Origin of the sequence: Aquisphaera insulae, from assembly GCF_011064615.1 — a bacterium.
GTDB lineage: Bacteria > Planctomycetota > Planctomycetia > Isosphaerales > Isosphaeraceae > Aquisphaera > Aquisphaera insulae.
This window is the reverse complement of the sequence record NZ_JAALJH010000101.1, coordinates 1-17,601: the sequence shown is the minus strand read 5'-3', so window position 1 is coordinate 17,601 and position 17,601 is coordinate 1. Positions and strand designations below refer to the sequence as shown.

General features: G+C 69.4%; 14 protein-coding genes. 10 read left to right on the top strand and 4 right to left on the bottom strand.

All coding sequences use genetic code 11. The features are described from left to right. Positions 1 to 16 precede the first annotated feature (16 nt). The 5 genes from G6O54_RS31835 to G6O54_RS31815 all read left to right on the top strand — a co-directional run bounded on the left by G6O54_RS31835 (position 17) and on the right by G6O54_RS31815 (position 5,943). Complete coding sequence (locus G6O54_RS31835; protein ID WP_165233103.1) at positions 17 to 328, top strand: hypothetical protein; 312 nt, start codon at positions 17 to 19, stop codon at positions 326 to 328. Beyond that, on the top strand, positions 325 to 1,290 hold the full coding sequence (locus tag G6O54_RS31830) for a pentapeptide repeat-containing protein (RefSeq protein ID WP_165233100.1): 966 nt from the start codon (positions 325 to 327) through the stop codon (positions 1,288 to 1,290). The genes G6O54_RS31835 and G6O54_RS31830 overlap by 4 nt, the downstream gene beginning before the upstream one ends. Then, positions 1,281 to 2,951, top strand: coding sequence for a DUF2169 domain-containing protein (locus G6O54_RS31825; protein ID WP_165233097.1), 1,671 nt, complete (start codon positions 1,281 to 1,283; stop codon positions 2,949 to 2,951). Before G6O54_RS31830 ends, G6O54_RS31825 begins: the two co-directional genes overlap by 10 nt. An 81-nt stretch (positions 2,952 to 3,032) precedes the next feature. After that, positions 3,033 to 4,655 carry a CTP synthase gene (gene pyrG, locus G6O54_RS31820; protein ID WP_165233094.1) on the top strand — a complete coding sequence of 541 codons (1,623 nt, stop codon included), beginning with the start codon at positions 3,033 to 3,035 and terminating at the stop codon, positions 4,653 to 4,655. 112 nt (positions 4,656 to 4,767) lie between these two features. Continuing rightward, a complete protein-coding gene (locus tag G6O54_RS31815) occupies positions 4,768 to 5,943 on the top strand; it encodes an N-acetylglucosamine-6-phosphate deacetylase (protein ID WP_165233091.1) in 1,176 nt (391 codons plus the stop codon). Positions 5,944 to 6,206: 263 nt separating this feature from the next. Here the strand turns inward: G6O54_RS31815 and G6O54_RS31810 are convergent, their stop codons facing one another. Further along, positions 6,207 to 7,718, bottom strand: a complete 1,512-nt coding sequence (locus tag G6O54_RS31810) for a Gfo/Idh/MocA family protein (RefSeq protein WP_165233089.1) — start codon at positions 7,716 to 7,718, stop codon at positions 6,207 to 6,209. Positions 7,719 to 8,214: 496 nt separating this feature from the next. Between G6O54_RS31810 and G6O54_RS31805 the strand changes: the two genes are divergently transcribed. Then, on the top strand, positions 8,215 to 9,255 hold the full coding sequence (locus G6O54_RS31805; protein WP_165233086.1) for a hypothetical protein: 1,041 nt from the start codon (positions 8,215 to 8,217) through the stop codon (positions 9,253 to 9,255). Positions 9,256 to 9,323: 68 nt separating this feature from the next. Here the strand turns inward: G6O54_RS31805 and G6O54_RS31800 are convergent, their stop codons facing one another. From G6O54_RS31800 to G6O54_RS31790, 3 genes are all read right to left on the bottom strand, one after another. Beyond that, positions 9,324 to 10,787, bottom strand: coding sequence for a DUF1501 domain-containing protein (locus G6O54_RS31800; RefSeq protein ID WP_165233084.1), 1,464 nt, complete (start codon positions 10,785 to 10,787; stop codon positions 9,324 to 9,326). 57 nt (positions 10,788 to 10,844) lie between these two features. After that, complete coding sequence (locus tag G6O54_RS31795) at positions 10,845 to 14,006, bottom strand: DUF1553 domain-containing protein (RefSeq protein WP_165233082.1); 3,162 nt, start codon at positions 14,004 to 14,006, stop codon at positions 10,845 to 10,847. Between the two features lie 69 nt (positions 14,007 to 14,075). Next, the gene (locus G6O54_RS31790; protein WP_165233080.1) at positions 14,076 to 15,560 is read right to left on the bottom strand and encodes a hypothetical protein; all 1,485 of its coding nucleotides are present in this window, start codon (positions 15,558 to 15,560) and stop codon (positions 14,076 to 14,078) included. A 281-nt stretch (positions 15,561 to 15,841) separates the two neighbouring features. Between G6O54_RS31790 and G6O54_RS31785 the strand changes: the two genes are divergently transcribed. The 4 genes from G6O54_RS31785 to G6O54_RS38975 all read left to right on the top strand — a co-directional run bounded on the left by G6O54_RS31785 (position 15,842) and on the right by G6O54_RS38975 (position 17,591). Further along, the gene (locus tag G6O54_RS31785) at positions 15,842 to 16,129 is read left to right on the top strand and encodes a hypothetical protein (protein ID WP_165233078.1); all 288 of its coding nucleotides are present in this window, start codon (positions 15,842 to 15,844) and stop codon (positions 16,127 to 16,129) included. 172 nt (positions 16,130 to 16,301) lie between these two features. Continuing rightward, positions 16,302 to 16,817: a hypothetical protein gene (locus G6O54_RS31780; RefSeq protein WP_165233076.1), complete on the top strand. Its 516-nt coding sequence runs from the start codon at positions 16,302 to 16,304 to the stop codon at positions 16,815 to 16,817. A gap of 319 nt (positions 16,818 to 17,136) precedes the next feature. Beyond that, positions 17,137 to 17,382, top strand: a complete 246-nt coding sequence (locus tag G6O54_RS31775; protein WP_165233074.1) for a type II toxin-antitoxin system HicB family antitoxin — start codon at positions 17,137 to 17,139, stop codon at positions 17,380 to 17,382. Next, a complete protein-coding gene (locus G6O54_RS38975) occupies positions 17,379 to 17,591 on the top strand; it encodes a type II toxin-antitoxin system HicA family toxin (RefSeq protein ID WP_165233071.1) in 213 nt (70 codons plus the stop codon). Before G6O54_RS31775 ends, G6O54_RS38975 begins: the two co-directional genes overlap by 4 nt. The last annotated feature ends 10 nt before the right edge of the window (positions 17,592 to 17,601 follow it).

The following is a 17,601-nucleotide window of genomic DNA, read 5'->3' as shown; positions in this document are numbered from 1 at the left end:
CGGGAGGAGGAGTGCCATGTCGGAATCCGAAGCCCTGCTCGCCGAGCTCGAGGAAATTCGCCTCGAAGGTATCGAGCTCTTCCGGCAGATGTCCGGGCTCTCCGCGCGGCTCCACGAGATCGCCCGCGAGAGCCCCACGGACCCCGAGTTCGTGGCCCGGGCCGGCGAGGTCCGGGCCCTCCAGCAGGAGCAGCGGGCGCTCGGACTCCGCCAGCAGCGGGCCTTCGGACGCAAGAAGGAGATCGAGCGACGGCTCCGTGAGCTCGAGGTCCCGGGGCCGTGGGACGAGAATCCGGCGTCGGGCCCCGACGCCTCGGAGGCGACATGAGCGAGCGCGACGACCATCCTGAGCCGGGCCCGGCCGTTCCCGGGTTAGGCCCGGGCGCCCGGCTCCGCGGTGCCCGGCTCGACGGGGCGGCCCTCGCCGGTGCCAGCCTGGCCGGCGTGGACCTCGCCGGCGCGAGCCTGACGGGAGCCGTCCTGCGGGGGGCGGACCTCTCCGGCTCCAACCTGGAGGCGGCACAGCTCGGCGAGTGCGACCTGACCGGCGCGGACCTCCGCGGCGCGAGGCTCTGCCGCTGCACGATCGCGGCCACGTGCCTCCGCGGTGCGGACCTCTCCGGTGCGGACCTCTCCGGGGCGAATCTCAGCGGGGCCGATCTTGCCGGGGCCAGGCTCGTGGCCGTCCGGCTCGTGGGCGCGGACCTCTCCGGCGCCAACCTGACGGAGGCTTGCCTCGTCGGCGCGGATCTCTCCGGCGCCAATCTCATGGGCGCGGACCTCACCGGGGCCGCCGCCTCGGCCGCGATCCTGGCGCGAACGGACATGGGGGCGGCGTCCGGTCGGCTCGGGGATTTCTCGGAGGCCGATTTCAGCGGGGCCCGCGCCGTCGACGCGAGCTTCGAACGGGCGACGCTGGCCCGGGCCATCCTGAAGGGGCTGAAGGCCCCGCGCGCGATCCTCGAGTTCGCCGACCTGCGGGAGGCGACCCTCGAGGGCTGCGACCTCTCCGACGCCAACCTCGTCGGCGCGGACCTCTCCGGCGCCCGGGCGACGGGCTGCGACCTCCGTCGGGCCGACCTGTACTGGGCCTCGGTCGCAACCTTCTCGCATGCCGAATGCCACCTCGAGGGGGCTCGCTTCCCCGAGACGAGGGAGATCGCCTTCGGCCCTCGCGGGGTATCGCCGCCGGCCATCCGACCGCAGAGCCTCCACCGGACGCCCGCGACGGCGGCGGAGCGGGCGCGCCTGCTGAAGGCGGCGGCCAGGGGCGTGCCCCCATGCGATTGACCCTCGAGTTCACCGATGCGGGCGGGCGGGCCCGCAAACTCGCCGTCGAACGGGCCGGCTCGGCGAAGGTCGGCCGATCGCACGAGGCGGACCTTTCGATCCCCGACGACCCCATGCTCTCGCGGGAGCACTTCGCGATCGAGTGGGCCGGCGCCGACATTCGCGTCCGCGATCTCGGCAGCAGCAACGGCACCACGCTCAACGGCAGGAAGGTCGACGGCTCCGCTCCCCTCAAGGAAGGGGATCTCATCCAGGCGGGTCGGACCACGTTCCGGGTCGTGGTCGCGGAGAGCCCCCCTGCCGAGCCGCCGCGCCGGAAGAACTCGGGCTGGAAGCTCGCGACCGTCTCGAGCGAGGGGATGCGTCGCGAACCCTCCGCCCCGGCCGGGCCCGCGATCTCGCCCGCGGGAGCGGAAGCGCCGGCGATCGATCCCGAGGCTCCGCCGCTCGAGGCTGCGGCCACGCCTGCGCCTTCGAATCCGACGACGGGGCGACCATCGGCCGCCGCGGCCGCCCTGAGTCCCGATCAATTCGTGGTCCAGACGATGATGTGGGAGGGGTTCGAGGGGGTCCCCCGCCTGACGGTGATCGTCAAGATCACCTGCTCGATGCCGACGAAGCACGGGGCGGTCGCCTCGATCGCGCCGGAGCAGCTCCCGATCTTCTCCGCCGACATCCCGTGGGAGGACGAGTCGATCCGGACCGTCCGCTTCGAGTGCGACGTCGTGCCGTTCAAGCCCAGGGCGGATGTCGTGGTCGTGGGCGCCGCGTACTTCCCGCGGGGCAAGGATCCGGACACGCCGCTCGGGATCGGCGTCCGGGTCGGGCACCTGGACAGGACCATCCACGTCTACGGCGACCGGGTCTGGCGGTTCCCCTCGCGGCTGGCGATCTTCCCGGAGATGGGCAAGCCGGCTCCGTTCGAGCGGATGGACGTCGTCTACGACAGGGCCTTCGGCGGCATCGACGAATCCGCCGCGCTCTACGCGTCCGCGAACCTGGCGGGGCGAGGGTTCGCCGGCAAGAAGACGCCGGAGTCGTTGGACGGCAAGCCGCTGCCCAACATCGAGGATCCGGAGGATCCCATCCGGACCTGGAGCTCGCACCCGGGGCCGGTCGGCTTCGGCTTCTACGGCCGCGGCTGGTCCCCGCGGCTGGCGATGGCGGGCACGCCCAGCCCGGCGCCGGAGGGCCGCGAGCGCCAGGTCGGGCTGCCGGCGGACTTCGATTACCGATTCTTCAACGGCGCCCACCCGGATCTCCAGGTGGCGGGATACCTTCGCGGTGACGAGGAGGTTGAGCTGCGGAACATGTCGCCGGACTCCGACTTCCAGTTCCGCCTGCCGGCGCTGCGGCCACGGGTCGCGGTCACGCTCTGGGAGTCCCCTCCGGACGAATGGCTGGAGGCGAGGCTGCGCGAGGGGCGAGCCGCCACGATCGAGGAGGTCCCCACCCGCGTGGAACGGCTCGATCCGGTCCTGGATACCCTGGTGCTGGTCCCCGATGAGGGCATCTGCTACCTGGTCTATCGCGGCCAGGTCAGGCTCCGGGACCTGGAGAGTCTTCAGGTCGCCGACGTCGCCGTCACCGTCGAGACGCCGCGATCCGCGCCGGAGAAGTCCTCCGTCATGCGCACCTGGATCCCCCGGGCCGGGAGCTGACGCCGGCCGACGTTTCGCCGCCGGGCCTCGCCTGGTATGATGGGCTTTTACCAGCCCACCCTCGGCGAACCCAGGTGAGAGATGGCCAAGCACATCTTCGTGACGGGCGGCGTCGTAAGCTCGCTCGGCAAGGGACTGACGTGCGCCTCGATCGGGATGATCCTCGAACAACGCGGGCTCCGCGTCCGGCTCCAGAAGTTCGACCCCTACATCAATGTCGATCCCGGGACCATGAGCCCCTACCAGCACGGGGAGGTCTACGTCCTGAACGACGGCTCGGAGACCGACCTGGACCTGGGCCACTATGAACGCTTCACGCACGCCCCGCTGACCAAGGACTGCAACTACACCACCGGCAAGATCTATCTCTCCGTCATTCAGAAGGAGCGAGACGGTTTCTACGAGGGGAAGACGGTCCAGGTCATCCCCCACGTGACCGACGAGATCAAGGCGGGCATCACCCGGCTGGCGACCGACGACGTGGACGTCGTGATCACGGAGATCGGCGGCACGGTCGGCGACATCGAGAGCCTCCCGTTCCTGGAGGCCATCCGCCAGTTCGCGCTCGAGGTCGGCCGGGAGAACTGCCTGTTCATCCACCTGACGCTGGTCCCGTACCTGAAGGCGGCGGGCGAGCTGAAGACCAAGCCGTCGCAGCACTCGGTCGGGGCGCTCCGCCAGATCGGCATCCAGCCGGACATCCTCATCTGCCGGTCCGAGGTGTCGATCCCCCAGGACGAGCGGGACAAGATCGCGCTCTTCTGCAACGTGGACAAGAAGGCGGTCATCGAGGAGCGCGACCGCCAGTTCAGCATCTACGAGGTCCCGCTCAGCCTGGTCAAGCACGGGCTCGACGACATCCTGGTCAAGCGGCTCGCCCTCAAGACCAACCCGCTGGACCTGTCGGCCTGGAGCGAGATGGTCGATCGGATCATCAACCCCAAGCAGGAGGTGCGGATCGCGGTCGTCGGCAAGTACATGAAGCATCGGGATTCCTACAAGTCCGTGTACGAGTCGCTCGATCACGCCGGCTTCGCCCATCGTGCCCGGGTGCTGGTCGTCCGGGTGGAGGCGGAGGAAGTCTCGACCCGCGGCAGCGAGGCGCTGCTCGCCGGCGTGGACGGGATCCTCGTCCCCGGCGGGTTCGGCATGCGCGGGATCGAGGGGAAGATCGAGGCCATCCGCTACGCGCGCCTGAACAAGGTCCCGTTCTTCGGCATCTGCCTGGGGATGCAGTGCGCGGTCATCGAGTTCGCCCGCAGCGTCCTGGGGCTGGAGGGGGCCAACAGCACGGAGTTCGACCCGCACGCCGACGCCCCGGTGATCGCCTTGATGGAGGAGCAGAAGCAGGTCACCCAGCGGGGCGGCACCATGCGGCTGGGCCAGTGGCCGTGCAGCCTGGTCCCGGACCGGCTGGCCCGCAAGGCCTACGGCCAGGAACGGATCACGGAACGGCACCGGCACCGCTACGAGTTCAACAACACCTACCGCAAGGCGTTCGAGGAGCATGGCCTGATCCCCTCGGGCACGAGCCCCGACGGGACGATCGTCGAGATCGTCGAACTGGCCGATCACCCGTGGTTCCTCGCCGTCCAGTTCCACCCCGAGTTCCAGTCCAAGCCGACGCACGCCCATCCGCTCTTCCGCGACTTCATCGCCGCGGCCATCGCCCGCCGCGGATCGGGCCGAACGGCGGCGGACTGAGGAACCAAAGAGGGATGGAGCGGCCCGTGAAGCCGCGTGAGCGAACGGGTCGGACGCAACGCAGTAAGCGAATGAGCAAGGCGGAACGAGGGAGTTGATGGGAACGCACCCCATGGCAGCGAGCCCGGCTCGCGTCGTCGCCCGTGACTACCGTTCCGGGCAATGGGTCGAGGTCTCGATCGCCGGCGACCGCCTGGCGGATGTCCGCCGGGTGGACGGTCCGGAAGCGATCGCGGCGGGAGATCCCTGGGTCGCGCCGGCGTTCTGGGACATCCAGGTGAACGGTCGGCTCGGGTATTCGTTCTCGTCGCCGACGCTCACGGTGGACCAGGTGGAAGAGGTCGTGCTGGCCCAGGCGAGGCTGGGGACGGCCCGGGTCTGCCCGACGCTGATCACGGCCCCGCGCGAGGAGACGCTGCACGGTCTCCGGACCATCGACGCCGCCTGCCGTCGATCGGCCGCCGTGGGGCGGATGGTGGCGGGGATTCACCTGGAAGGGCCCTTCCTGTCCGAGCTCGAGGGATATCGGGGGGCGCATCCGGCCTCGGCGATGCGAGACCCCGAGCCGGCCTACTTCGAGGAGCTGCAGCGGGCCTCGGGGGGACGGATCAACCTGGTCACGCTGGCGCCGGAGCGGGCCGCTGCGATCGAGTTCATCGCCTGGGCCCGGGAACATGGCGTGGCGATCGCCATCGGACACACGGCCGCCGACGAGACGACCCTGGCGAGGGCCGCCGCCGCGGGGGCGTCGCTGAGCACCCACCTGGGGAACGGGATCGCCGCCAGCCTGCCCAGGCACCCCAACGCGATCTGGCACCAGGCGGCCGACGACCGGCTTTCCGCGTCGTTCATCGCCGACGGCCACCACCTGGACGCGGACACGCTCCGCGTCCTGGCCCGGGCGAAGGGTCCGTCCCGGACGATCCTGGTCAGCGACGCCAGCCCGCTGGCCGGCCTGCCGGCGGGCACGTACGGGGACTGGGCGGTGGACCCGTCCGGAAAGATCGTGGTCTCGGGCACGCCCTACCTCGCGGGCTCGAATCGGCCCCTCGGCCGCGGGCTCGAGAATCTCATAAACGCCCTGCCCTGCGACCTGGCCGGGGCGGTCGACTGCGTCACGCTCAACCCGTCCAGGTTACTTGGCCTGCCGGCCCCGGAGTTGAAGCCCGGCCGGGCCGCGAGCCTGGTCCTGGTCGAGCGACCGGACCCGGCCCACCTGGTCATCCTCCGCACCTGCGTGGACGGCGTCTGGCACGATGCCGAGCCCGAGACCGAAGGCCGAGCCTGAACGGGGGGCGGCGGCCTCGATGTTCAAGGGCCAGGCGACCATCAGCAGCAACATACCCGCGTAGGCGATGCATCGTCTCATTGCGCTTCCCTCATGATCCTTGCCGACCGCGGCCGCGGTCAGAACGGGTCGCCGACAGGCTTGCCCATCAGAAGGATAGGATGCAACGGCGGATCGCGGAAAAAAAGCCACGCCGAGGGTCGGGAGACGCCCGGCGCGGCCTGGAGATTGATGTAGGGGTATGGCGGTGGGATCGGTGAGGATCAGGCCTTCTCGACCGGGTCCTTGCCGTCGACCCAGGCGCCTTCCAGCTTCTGGTAGTCAGGGGGCACCAGCAGCGAGCCGGTCTCGCCGGCCTTCCAGCCCTGGACCTGGGAGGGCTTGCCGCGTTCGTGGCTGTTCTTCTCCCAGTGGGCAGCCCAGGAGGTGTCGGCCGGGCTGACGGCGCCGCTGTCCTTGTCGAAGTAGTAGGCCTTGCCTTCGCGGTAGGACTGGACGCCCAGGTTCACGGTCGTGATCGCGGCATAGCCGAGATCGGCCGGGCAGAGGGTCTCCTGGTTGCTCGAGCGGACGCAGCCGAGGAAGTGCTCCCAGAGGGCGCGGGTGTCCTCACGGGGCTGCTGGGGATTGAAGAGCTCGCCCCCCTCGCCCGTGTTGCTGCCCGGAGGGGCGGGACGGCTGGCGAGCTTCTGCTCGGAGATCCGGAAGCCCTTCTCCGGGGTGCGGTCGAACGTCATCGTCGCGTTGTGGCCGCGGATGACCTCGGGGAGCTGGGTGTCGTTGCACATCGTGGCGGAGATGAGGACCTGACAGCCCTCGTCGTAGTCGGCCACGACGGTGGCGACATCGGGCACGTCGCGGCCGTCATACTCCATGTAGAGGCCGCCGGCGCCGACCACGCGGCGGGGGAAGCGTACGCCCATCGCCAGGATCAGGTGGGTGAGCTGGTGGACGAAGAGGTCGGTGTACATGCCGCCGCCGAAGTCCCAGTAGCAGCGCCACTGGGCGTACCGGGCGCGGTCGAACGGCTGGTCGGGGGCGAGGCCGAATTCGGTCCCCAGGAACATCTTCCAGTCGACCGTCTTGGGGGTCATGTCCTTGGTGAGCTTGTAGTACCGCCACTGGCCGACGTCGCTGTTGCGGTAGTACGAGGTCTGGCCCTGGAGGACCTTGCCGATCTTGCCGTCGACGATCATCGAGTTGGCCATCCGGAACCGCGGGTCGGCGGTGGACTGGACGCCGACCGTGAAGACCTTGCCCGTCTTCTTGACGGTCTCGGCGACCTTGCGGGCCTCCTCGATGGTGTGGGTCATCGGCTTTTCGCAGTAGACGTCCTTGCCCGCCTCCATGGCGTCGATGGACATCTTGGCGTGCCAGTGATCCGGCGTGGCGATCAGGACGAGGTCGATGTCCTTGTTCTCAAGGAGCTTGCGATAGTCCTTGGTGATCCGGTCCTTGTCCTTGCCCTCGGCATCCAGGCCCAGCTTCTTGGCCGAGGGGTAGAGGCCGTGCCCGACCTCGGGGTTGCCGTCCCAGACGTCGGCAAGGCCGACGACGTCGATGAGCTTGGTCTCGTCCCTGATGTGCTTGAGGATCCGGATGTGCTCCTGGGCGCGGCCGCCCGGGCCCAGGATGGCGATGTTGAGCTTCTCGTTCGCCCCCTTGACGGCGCCGACGGCCGGATGTGCGAACGTGCCGGCGGCCATGGCCGCGCCGGTCACGGCACCGGTCGTCTCCAGGAAGGCTCGACGGCTGACCTTGGTTCTCTTCTGCATCGGTTCACGCTCCGGGACGGTTGGAAAAGGGGCGGCCGGTTCGGTCGGTCGATCACGTCGTGACGCTGCCGGGGACCGGGGGGCGAAGGAGCTCACCGGGGGGAGGGACCGCCGCGACGCGAGATGGCGCCACGTCGGGCGGCGGACGACGCGCGCCGGCGTGTCTGAGAGGGGCTGCCCCGGTGGGGCCTGCCGGACCTGCGCCGCGAGCAAGCTTCAGGCTACGGTGCCGCCGGACGCCCGTCAAGCGGCTATCGACGACGTCGCGGCTCAAGCCCTCCGGCTTCGGTCTCGGGCGCCGAACCCTGATGTGGGTTTGGAGAATTTTCCGACCGCGAGTCTACACTTCCCGATCCCCGGACGTATTGGGAGTGGGTAAGATAACTCAACACCGTGGCAGGAAGTCCGCCTCTCCCCTTCGGGGAGCACGGACGCCCCTGTCCAACAGACGTCGAGAATCATGCCGCGTACGATCCTGTGTCAAAAATGCGGTGTCGTGCTGAACCTGCCGGACAACGCGCCGGTGGGCAAGAAGCTCAAGTGCCCCAAGTGCACCAATCGGTTCGTGCTTTCGGCCGAGGACGCCAGCGCGGAGTCGACGCTCGCCGGCCCGATCGACGCCATCGTCTCGACCACCCGGGACTTCGGCACCAGGCCCCCCAGCCGTGACGACCTGCCGGTCGCCTCGCGCCCGCCCAGCCGCGACGACCTGCCGGTCGTCCCCTCCGGCGACAGGGACCTGCGCGACCTGTTCAGCCTGCCGATGGGGACCGCGGAATCGATCGAGCACGCCGCGGTCGGCGACGGCTTGCGCCCCGAGGGGGACGCCGCCGCCCTCTTCAAGGATGAGCCCGCCCGGAAGCGGAAGCCGAAGGGGGCCGAGGCCCGCGCGACCGCCCGGCGATGCACCGTCTGCGGCTCCGTCGTCCCCGCGGGCATGTCCCTCTGCCCGGCCTGCGGCCTCGACCAGGAGACCGGCCTGCGGGTGGGGCTGGACGACGACCTGATCCCGCCGCCCCCCCCGCGCGTGACCGGGCCGCCGCTCCACGTCGCCGTCGTCGGGCTCCTCGCCGGCCTCGGATCGCTCGTGCTCCTGATCCTGGCCCTGGCCAAGTCGGCCACGACCGAGGCCGGGGTCATGCAGTACTGCTGGCTCTGCCTGGCCCTCGTCACCGCCGTCGGCGTCTTCGGCGCCGTCCAGTTCTTCCGCGGCAAGACCCCCAAGTACCTGATGCTGGCGCTGACCCTCGGCGTCTTCGTGGACATCGTCGCCCTCATCGCCGTGCCGATCATCCAGGCGAACTTCGAGGAACGCGACGTCATCGCCACCGCCCCCGCGCCGACGAATGACCCGGACGACGAGATCGACTCCGGGATCAAGCCGATCGCCGAACGCATCGACCAGTCGAGGATCACCACGGGGCTCGTCGTGATCGCCCTCTACGGGGCCCTCTCGGTGTACATCATGTCCCCGCCCGTGAAGAAGTACTTCACCCGGCGGGCCATCATGGATGCCGGCCCGATCTTCGGGCCCTGATCCGGCCCCGCGAGGGATCAGGGCCCTGGTGGCGTACCAACGGCTCCCGCGGAGCCCGACTCTTCGCCTCAGGCCAGCAATTCCTTGACCACCCGGCCGTGGACGTCGGTCAGGCGGAAATCCCGCCCCTGGAACCGGTACGTCAGGCGGGTGTGGTCGACGCCCAGGAGCGACAGGACCGTCGCGTTCAGGTCGTAGACCTCCACCGGGTCGCGGGTGATGTTGTAGGAGAAGTCGTCGGTCTCGCCGTGGGTGTAGCCGGCCTTGACGCCGCCGCCGGCCATCCAGATCGTGAAGCACCGGGGGTGATGGTCGCGGCCGTAGTCGGTGGCCGTGAGCGTCCCCTGCGAGTAGACGGTCCGGCCGAATTCGCCCCCCCAGATCACCAGCGTGTCCTCGAGGAGGCCCCGCTCCTTGAGGTCGGCCACGAGCGCGGCGGACGGCTGGTCGGTGTCGCGGCACTGGGACCGGATCTGGTTCGGCAGGTCGCCGTGCTGGTCCCAGCCCATGTGGTAGAGCTGGATGAATCGCACCCCACGCTCCGCCAGGCGGCGGGCCAGCAGGCAGTTGGCCGCGTACGAGCCGGGCTTCATCACGTCCGGGCCGTAGCGGTCGAGGACGGCCCTCGGCTCGGTCGAGAGGTCCGTCAGCTCCGGCACCGAGGACTGCATCCGGTAGGCGAGCTCGTACTGGGCGACCCTCGTGAGGATCTCGGGATCGCCGGTCGCCTCGTGGTGGATGCCGTTGAGCGAGCCCATGTCGTCGAGCATCTCGCGGCGGAGCCCGGCGGGGCAGCCGGCCGGGTTGGCCAGGTAGAGGACCGGCTCCTTGCCGCCGCGGAGCTTCACCCCCTGGTACTTCGTGGGCAGGAAGCCGCTCCCCCAGAGCCGGTCGTAGAGCGGCTGATCGGTGCGTCCTCGCGAGAGCAGCACGACGAAGGCGGGCAGGTTCTCGTTCATGCTGCCGAGCCCGTAGGCGACCCAGGCCCCCATGCTCGGCCGGCCGGCGAGCTGCGAGCCCGTCTGCACGAAAGTGATCGCCGGGTCGTGGTTGATGGCCTCGGTCTGCATCGACCGGATGATGCAGAGGTCGTCGGCGATCCCCGCCGTGTGCGGCAGCAAGTCGCTGAACGTGGCCCCGCTCTGGCCGTGGCGGGCGAACTTGAAGATCGAGGGCGCCACGGGCAGGCTCTTCTGGCCCGAGGTCATCGTGGTGATCCGCTGGCCCATCCGGATCGAGTCCGGCAGCTCGATGCCCCGCTTGTCCCGGAGCCTGGGCTTGTCGTCGAAGAGGTCGAGCTGCGACGGCGCGCCCGACTGGAAGAGGTAGATGATCCGCTTCGCCTTCGGCGGGAAATGGGGCAGCCCCGGCAGGGCCCCGCCGCCGCCCCCCTTCAGGCCCGGTCGCGCCGTGTCGGCGGCGCGGGCGTCGGCCCCGAAGAGGGAGCCGAGCGCGATCGAGCCCAGGCCCAGGCCGGCCCGGCCGAGGAACTGCCTGCGATTCATCTCCTGGGCGATCTCGAGCGGCTCCATGGCGAGGCTCCCGGGCGTGGTCGTGCTGGTTCGAGGACGGGTCGGGGATCGGTCCGATCACTCGCGGGTGACGGTCTCGTCCAGGTTGAGGATGATGCTGGCGGAGGTGGCGTAGGCGGCCAGCTCGGCCGGATCGACGCCCTTGGGGACCTCGATCCGGGCCTCCGCCAGCCAGCGGCGGGCGTCGGCCGGGCTGGTTGCGTAGAATCGCCGATAGCGGTCGAATCCCGCGACCAGGAGGGTCCGCTCCCGCTCGGTCGGGGGCCGCGAGAGGGCCCGTCGATAGGCGAAGGCCAGCCGGTCGGCCGGCGTGCGGCCCCCGTCGGACAGCATCAGCCGGGCGAGGTGTCCGGCCGTCTCCACGTAGGTCACGTCGTTGAGGAGCGCGAGCGCCTGGAGCGGCGTGTTCGTCCGCGCCCGCTTCACCTGGCAGATCTCGCGGCTGGGGGCGTCGAACGTGCTCAGGACGGGATGGGGCACCGTCCGCTTCCGGTAGACGTAGAGGCTGCGGCGGTAGAGCTTCTCCCCCTGGTCCTGGACGTAGGGCCCTTCCCCGGCGCCGCCGGCCAGCTCCTCCCAGAGCCCGGCCGGCTGGTAGGGCTTCACGGACGGCCCGCCGACGTGGGTCGACAGCAATCCGGCGATCGCCAGCGCGTTGTCGCGGACGATCTCCGCCGACAGGCGGAACCGCCCCCCGCGTGCCAGGAGCCGGTTCTCCGGATCCAACTGGACGAGCCGCTCGGACGCCTTCGACGCCTGCCGATAGGTCGCGCTCTCCACGACCAGGCGGTGGATCGCCTTCCGGTCCCATCCGGTCCGGATCAGCTCGGTGGCCAGCCAGTCCAGCAGGGCCGGGTGGGACGGGGGCTCGCCCTGGACGCCGAAGTTCTCCGTCGTCTTCACCAGGCCGGTCCCGAAATGGTGCTGCCAGATCCGGTTGACCACGACCCGGGCCGTGAGCGGATTCGAGGGCGAGGTCAGCCAGCGGGCGAGCGTCAGGCGGTTCCGCGGCGCACCCTCGGGCAACGGGTTCAGGCAGGCCGGGACGGACGGCTCGACCGGCTGGGACTTGTCCGGCAGGTCGTACTGCCCGCGCTTGAGGACGAAGCCCGGCCGCGGTGCGGGCATGTCCTCCATGATCATCACCGTGGGGACCTTCGCCTCCAGCTCGGACTTCCGCCCCAGCAGGGCGGCGAGGGCGGACTCCGCCTGTTTCAGCGGGGTGTCCACGCTCTCCCTGAAGTAGTGGTCCAGCAGGGCGTCTCGCGCGGGGGTCCGCGACGCGGCGGGCTGCCGGGCCATCGCCAGGAACGGGGCGGCGACCAGCCGGCGCAGGTCGTCCGCCGCGAGGGCCCGGGGATAGATCCGGACGTCGGCGACCTCACCCTTGAGCGGTGCGGAGGTGGACCGCCGGCCGATCCGGACCGGCTGATCGGTGGCGATCGAGCCCTTCAGGGTGTCGCTCTCGATGTCCACCTCGAGCGCCCGTCCGTCCGCGTAGAGCTTCAGGCCCGACGCCTTGCCGCCGCCGTCGTAGACGACGAAGAGATGCGACCACGACTCCTTCGGGATCGGCGCCTTGCTCGTCACCTTCAGGGCCAGGGCCGGCCAGTCGTGGACGAGGTGGACCTGGGCCTTGCCGTCGCCGGTGATCAGCAGGTCGAAGCCGCGGAAGCCGTGGGCGTCGTCCATCTTGCTGAGGACGGCCCCCGCGCCGAGCGGCCGGACCCAGCCGCCATAGGAGAAGGCGCCGATGCCGTCGAGGCCGACGTCGGCGGTCGCCTCGACGAACGCCGAGAGGTCGCCCTCGAGCCGGATCGCCTTGCCGGCCGGCGACTCGGCCCAGGCGGCGGGCTTCGGCCCCTTCCACGAGCCGGGCGCGAGGTCACCGTCGAGCGGGAGTCGGAGCGACCAGTCGGTCGGCTCCGGGGCGTCCGCCGCGGACGGCCGCTCCGCCTCCCACCGCTTGCGGCGATCCGGGAGTGTCCGGGCGGCCTGGTCGCGGCTGGACGTGGCGGCGGCGATCGCGGCGGTCAGCCGGTCCAGCTCCTGCTGCTGGGTCCGATCGGGGACCATCATCAGCGGCGGGACGTTCCCCTTCTGCTCGGTGTAGACCCCCTTCTCGTTGACGCTGTTGAAGAAGCCGAGGAACTGGTAGAACTCCTTCTGCGTCATGGGATCATACTTGTGATCGTGGCAGCGCATGCAGCCCATGGTCAGGCCGAGCATCGCGGTGGCCGTGGTCTCCACGCGATCGACGGCGTTCTCGATCCGGTACTCCTCGTCGATCGAGCCGGCCTCGGTGACGGTGCGGTTGTTCCGGTTGAATCCGGTGGCGATCTTCTGGGCGTTCGAGGCCCCCGGGATCAGGTCGCCGGCGATCTGATCGGTCAGGAAGGCGTCGAACGGCTGGTTGGCGTTCAACGCGGCGATCACCCAGTCGCGCCAGGGCCACATCGTCCGGGCGAAGTCGTTCTGATAGCCGTTGGTGTCCGCGTAGCGGGCCGCGTCCAGCCAGTCGAGCGCCATCCGCTCGCCGTAGCGGGGCGAAGCCAGCAGCCGATCGACGAGCCGTTCGTAGGCGTCCGGCGCGCGATCGACGAGGAAGGCATCCACGTCGGTCGGGGTCGGCGGGACGCCGAGGATGTCGAGCGAGAGCCGGCGGATGAGCGTGGCCCGGTCGGCCTCCGGCGTCGGCGTCAGCTTCACCTCGTCGAGCTTCGACAGGACGAAGGCGTCGATCGGGTTGCGGACCCAACCCGGGGTCGAAGTGTGAGGGACGTCCGGCCTCACCGGTGGCTCGAAGGCCCAGTGCTTGCCCCATTTCGCCCCCTGGTCCACCCACCGCCGGAGGGCCTCTTTCTGGGGCTTCGTCAGGGCATGCCCGGACTTCGCCGGCGGCATGAGCTCGTCGGCGTCGTCCGTCTCGACCCGGCGGATCAGCTCGGACTCGCCGGCCTTGCCGGGGACCACCAGGGGATCCTTCGTCCGCAGCGTGCTCTGCTCGACGTCGAGCCGCAGGTCGGCCTTGCGGGCCTTGGCATCGGGCCCGTGGCAGGTCAGGCAGTTCTCGGCGAAGATCGGCAAGATGTCCCGGCTGAATTTCACCGATCCCGGCTCGTCCCCGACCAGGTCGGACGACGCGGACAGGAAGAGCACGGAGGCCAGGGCGCAGGGCACGACGAGTCGGGCGACGCGGGGAGAGGCGACCGTTCCCATGGAGTTCCTCGGGGGGGATGTCAGGCGAGTTCGGGAGCCTCGAGCGGCGGGTTCGCACGGCCAGCCTCATTATGACGGCCGGGCTCGACGGCTTACAACCCCCGCGGAGCCCGGCCCCGGCCCGACCCGGTCCCGGGAAGCCGGCGGCGCCTCCTCCTCGGCCACCGGGACCGGCGTCGGGGTGGCTGTGGAGGAGCGCAGCGACCCCACGGCCGGCGGGCCGGCGTCTCCCCCTTCGGCCACCGGGACCGGCATCGGGGTGGCTGTGGAGGAGCGCAGCGACCCCACGGCCGGCGAGCCTTCGCTCCCCACTGGCTCCTCTCCTGTGCTGCGGGCGGGCAAGCGGGTGGCTGTGGAGGAGCGCAGCGACCCCACGGCCGGCGAGCCTTCGCCGCCCGCGCAGGCCGTCTCGGTGCCAGGCCGATCCCGTGGTGTCGCCTGCGTCTCCACCACAGCCACCCGGACTTCTGACCTCTCCGGATTGGGTTTGATCGTCGTCCTTGCCTCGGTCGGCTCCTCCGATTCCTCGATGGCCTGATCATGGCTCATGCCCGGGCACTTCTTGAGCCGGACGACCGCGTCCAGGATCCGGAGCAGCTCCCGCCCTCGGGCCGAGGAGGTCCGCCGGTGCCGGTCCAGCTCCGGGCCGGCGTCGAACGCGGCCGCGTCGGCCAGCTCATCGGCGTCGACATCCTCGTCGTCGTCGGTCGCGGCGGCCTCCATCGCCTCCAGCCGCGCCAGCTTCCGCTCCGCCAGGTCGATCAGGAAGTCCTGGGCCGCGTCCGAGCTCGCCGGCGGCTCGCCGAGCACCCGCCAGGCGCGATGGCCCTCGTAGAACTTGTCGTAGATCCGGGTCCGGCGGCAGTAGTACTCGTAGAAGGCCTGCCCCTTGCCGCCGCCGAGGAACGCGTCGAAGGCGGCGATCACGGCGTTCAGCTCCAGGTCGACGTTGGCCTCGGTCTGGAGCTTGCCCAGGAGCCGGACATAGCGGTAGAAGTCGCCCCAGCCGAACTGGTCCCGGCCGCAGAGCAGGTTGATCTGGGTCAGCCACTGGCGGATCAGCCAGGCGCGTCCTTCATGCATCTCCTCGAGGCCGGCGAGGAACGCGGCCGGGACGTCGCGGAAGATGTCCGAGTTGCGGTGGCAGCCGGGGGCCGCCTCGAGGAAGAGGTCGCGCGCGAGGTGCTCGACCCGCCGCTCCCGCTCCTCGCTGGGTTCGTTCGCCTCGGCCTTGAGGGCCGCGCGGGCGAGCCTGGCCAGGTAGGCGGCCTCGGCGCGGTCGGATCGCTCGAGCATGAACGAGAGCCGGGCCGCGCGGGTTAGTAAGTCGCGCTCGATGGCGTTGCCCGCCTTGCCGGCGTGGACGTACTCGCGGACGCGGCGGTCCAGCTCCTTGGGATCCTCCTGGGGGAGCACCGGCATGGCGAGCTGCCTGGAGCGGTTGCCGTGCTTGAGGGCGTTCATCCTGGAAGCCGCCTTGCCCGCGTCGGTCTTCGGTCCGCTGCTCTTCTTTGCGTTGCTTCGGTTGGCTTGGATCTGGGCGGCGGTGGCCATGGGAGTGTCTCCAAGTTGTGGGCCGCGCGCTCAATGGGCGCGGCCTTTACTCAGTACAATCCCGAATTTGGAGGCGCCAGTTTCACCAAAGTCGGAAATCTCGCTCGAATTCGAATCCGTCGGGCCTTGGTGGTTCGGCTTTGACTGGTGAATACCGTTTCGACTTGCCTGTCGATGGGAGCCTGGCTGACAGCCAGGGTTCCCGCGGTAAGAATGAAAAGTAGCATCGAGGTGGGTATCTGCGGGACGGTGCGATTGAGGTGGAAAGGAGCGAGCGAGCCATGCGTCCGGTCTACACCTTCGCGGGAGTGTTGACGTCGTTCCTGTTCCTCAGCGGCTGCGGGTGTGGCGATCAGGCGGCGAACCGCCAGCTTCAACTGACCGAGACGATCGGCTACAACCCTGGCCAATGGGGACCGATCGAGGTCGATCTGAGCCAACTGCCGTCGGACGCCGTGGAGAGCCGAGTGGAGAAGAAGGATTCCTGTGGCTCGCCCATCACCGAGTTGCGGATCTTCACGAAGCAGCCGGTCAAGATCGTGATCGTGCCCATCGATCGGCCGAAATAGCCATATGATCGGAAGGTCAAACTGCCGGGCTCGCACGGGCGTGTTGTGGCAATGTCGGAACGCCGGGATCGTCAACTTGACGGCTCACTCTCTGGCTGCATGCAGAATCGGCGATGGTCCTGGGCGGAATTGAGAATCCGTCGAATCAAGCATGAGGAGGCTCGGAATCGGCATGCCCGAGGCTAACGACGTCTCGACCGTCATCATGGCGTGTGACAACCTCGCGGTCGTGTCTGAAAACGGTCGACTTCCGCTGTCCGATTTGGAAGCCGACTCGCACGTCCACGGCCGGCTACAACTGGAGATCGCGAGTCGGCAGGTTCCCTATCTGGGCTACTGGGGCCCGGACGATGTCTGTTTCGGCGATTGGCTCGTCGAATTGTCAGTTGCGGCTCGCTCGCTGGCGTCCGCCGGTGGCAGGCACGTCTTCGACGAGGGCGAGCAGGGTCAGCCTGCGTTCGTCTTCGAGCGGGATGGCGACCGTGGCTTCTTCAGGATCACGGCTTCTGAGGTCTCGGGCGCGGACGGCGATCCGGCTTGGCACCGCGTCGAGTTCACGCCAACCGACTTCATCGGAGCATTTCAGAAGCTTCAATCTTCATTCGTCGCGACACTGCGGGAATTCTCGCCTGCCGTCGCCGACGTCTGGCTAGCCAGGAACCTCCGAGAGTCCGGTAGAATCGCCTGATCCTCGGGCACCGCGGCGATACCGGCGGCGATCGAAGGTCGCTCACGTGGTGCCGATCTTCTGGGCCGCCGTGGCGGTAATCTCCCGTCATCGTGGCGGTTCCTCCGCTCTTCCCTTGCTCAACTCGCCGGGGCGATCTGAGGCGCGGCAGCGTGAGGCGACACTTGCCTGGCGATTCGAGCTCAGAGGGACTAGGATGGGCTGATGGATTGGCGTCAAGAAAAAGACCCATGCACCGGCTCTGGACGCCTATTCTCCATTGCCTTCGTATCGCTCCTGCGGCGACGATGCTGAGGTGCCCGAGTTACGAGAGGGAATCATGCATTACAGAGTGCCGCTTGTCTTCGAGCCGCAACCGGAAGGCGGCTTCACGGTCACGTCCCCCTTGATCCCCGAACTCCTGACTGAAGGTGACTCGGTCGAGGACGCCATCGAGAACGTGCGCGATGCGTTCGCGGCGGTACTGGAGATCTATCGCGACTCGGGCAAGCCTCTCCCGGCCGAGTTGGCGATCGGGACGCCGGACCAGCCCGTCCATGCGGATCTGATGATCGCCATACCATGAGGTATCGCGAGATCGCCACAAAGCTATCTCGCCTGGGTTGCCGCGAAGTGCCCCGGACCGGAGATGGGTCGCACAGGAAATGGCTCAATCCGGCAACCGGCGACCAGACCGTCATCCCCGATTGGGGCGGGGATGACCTGAAGCTCGGGACGGTACGCGGCGCGGTCAGGCAACTTGGCCTCGCCTGGGACGAGTTCAGTCGTGCGTAGGCTCCTCTAC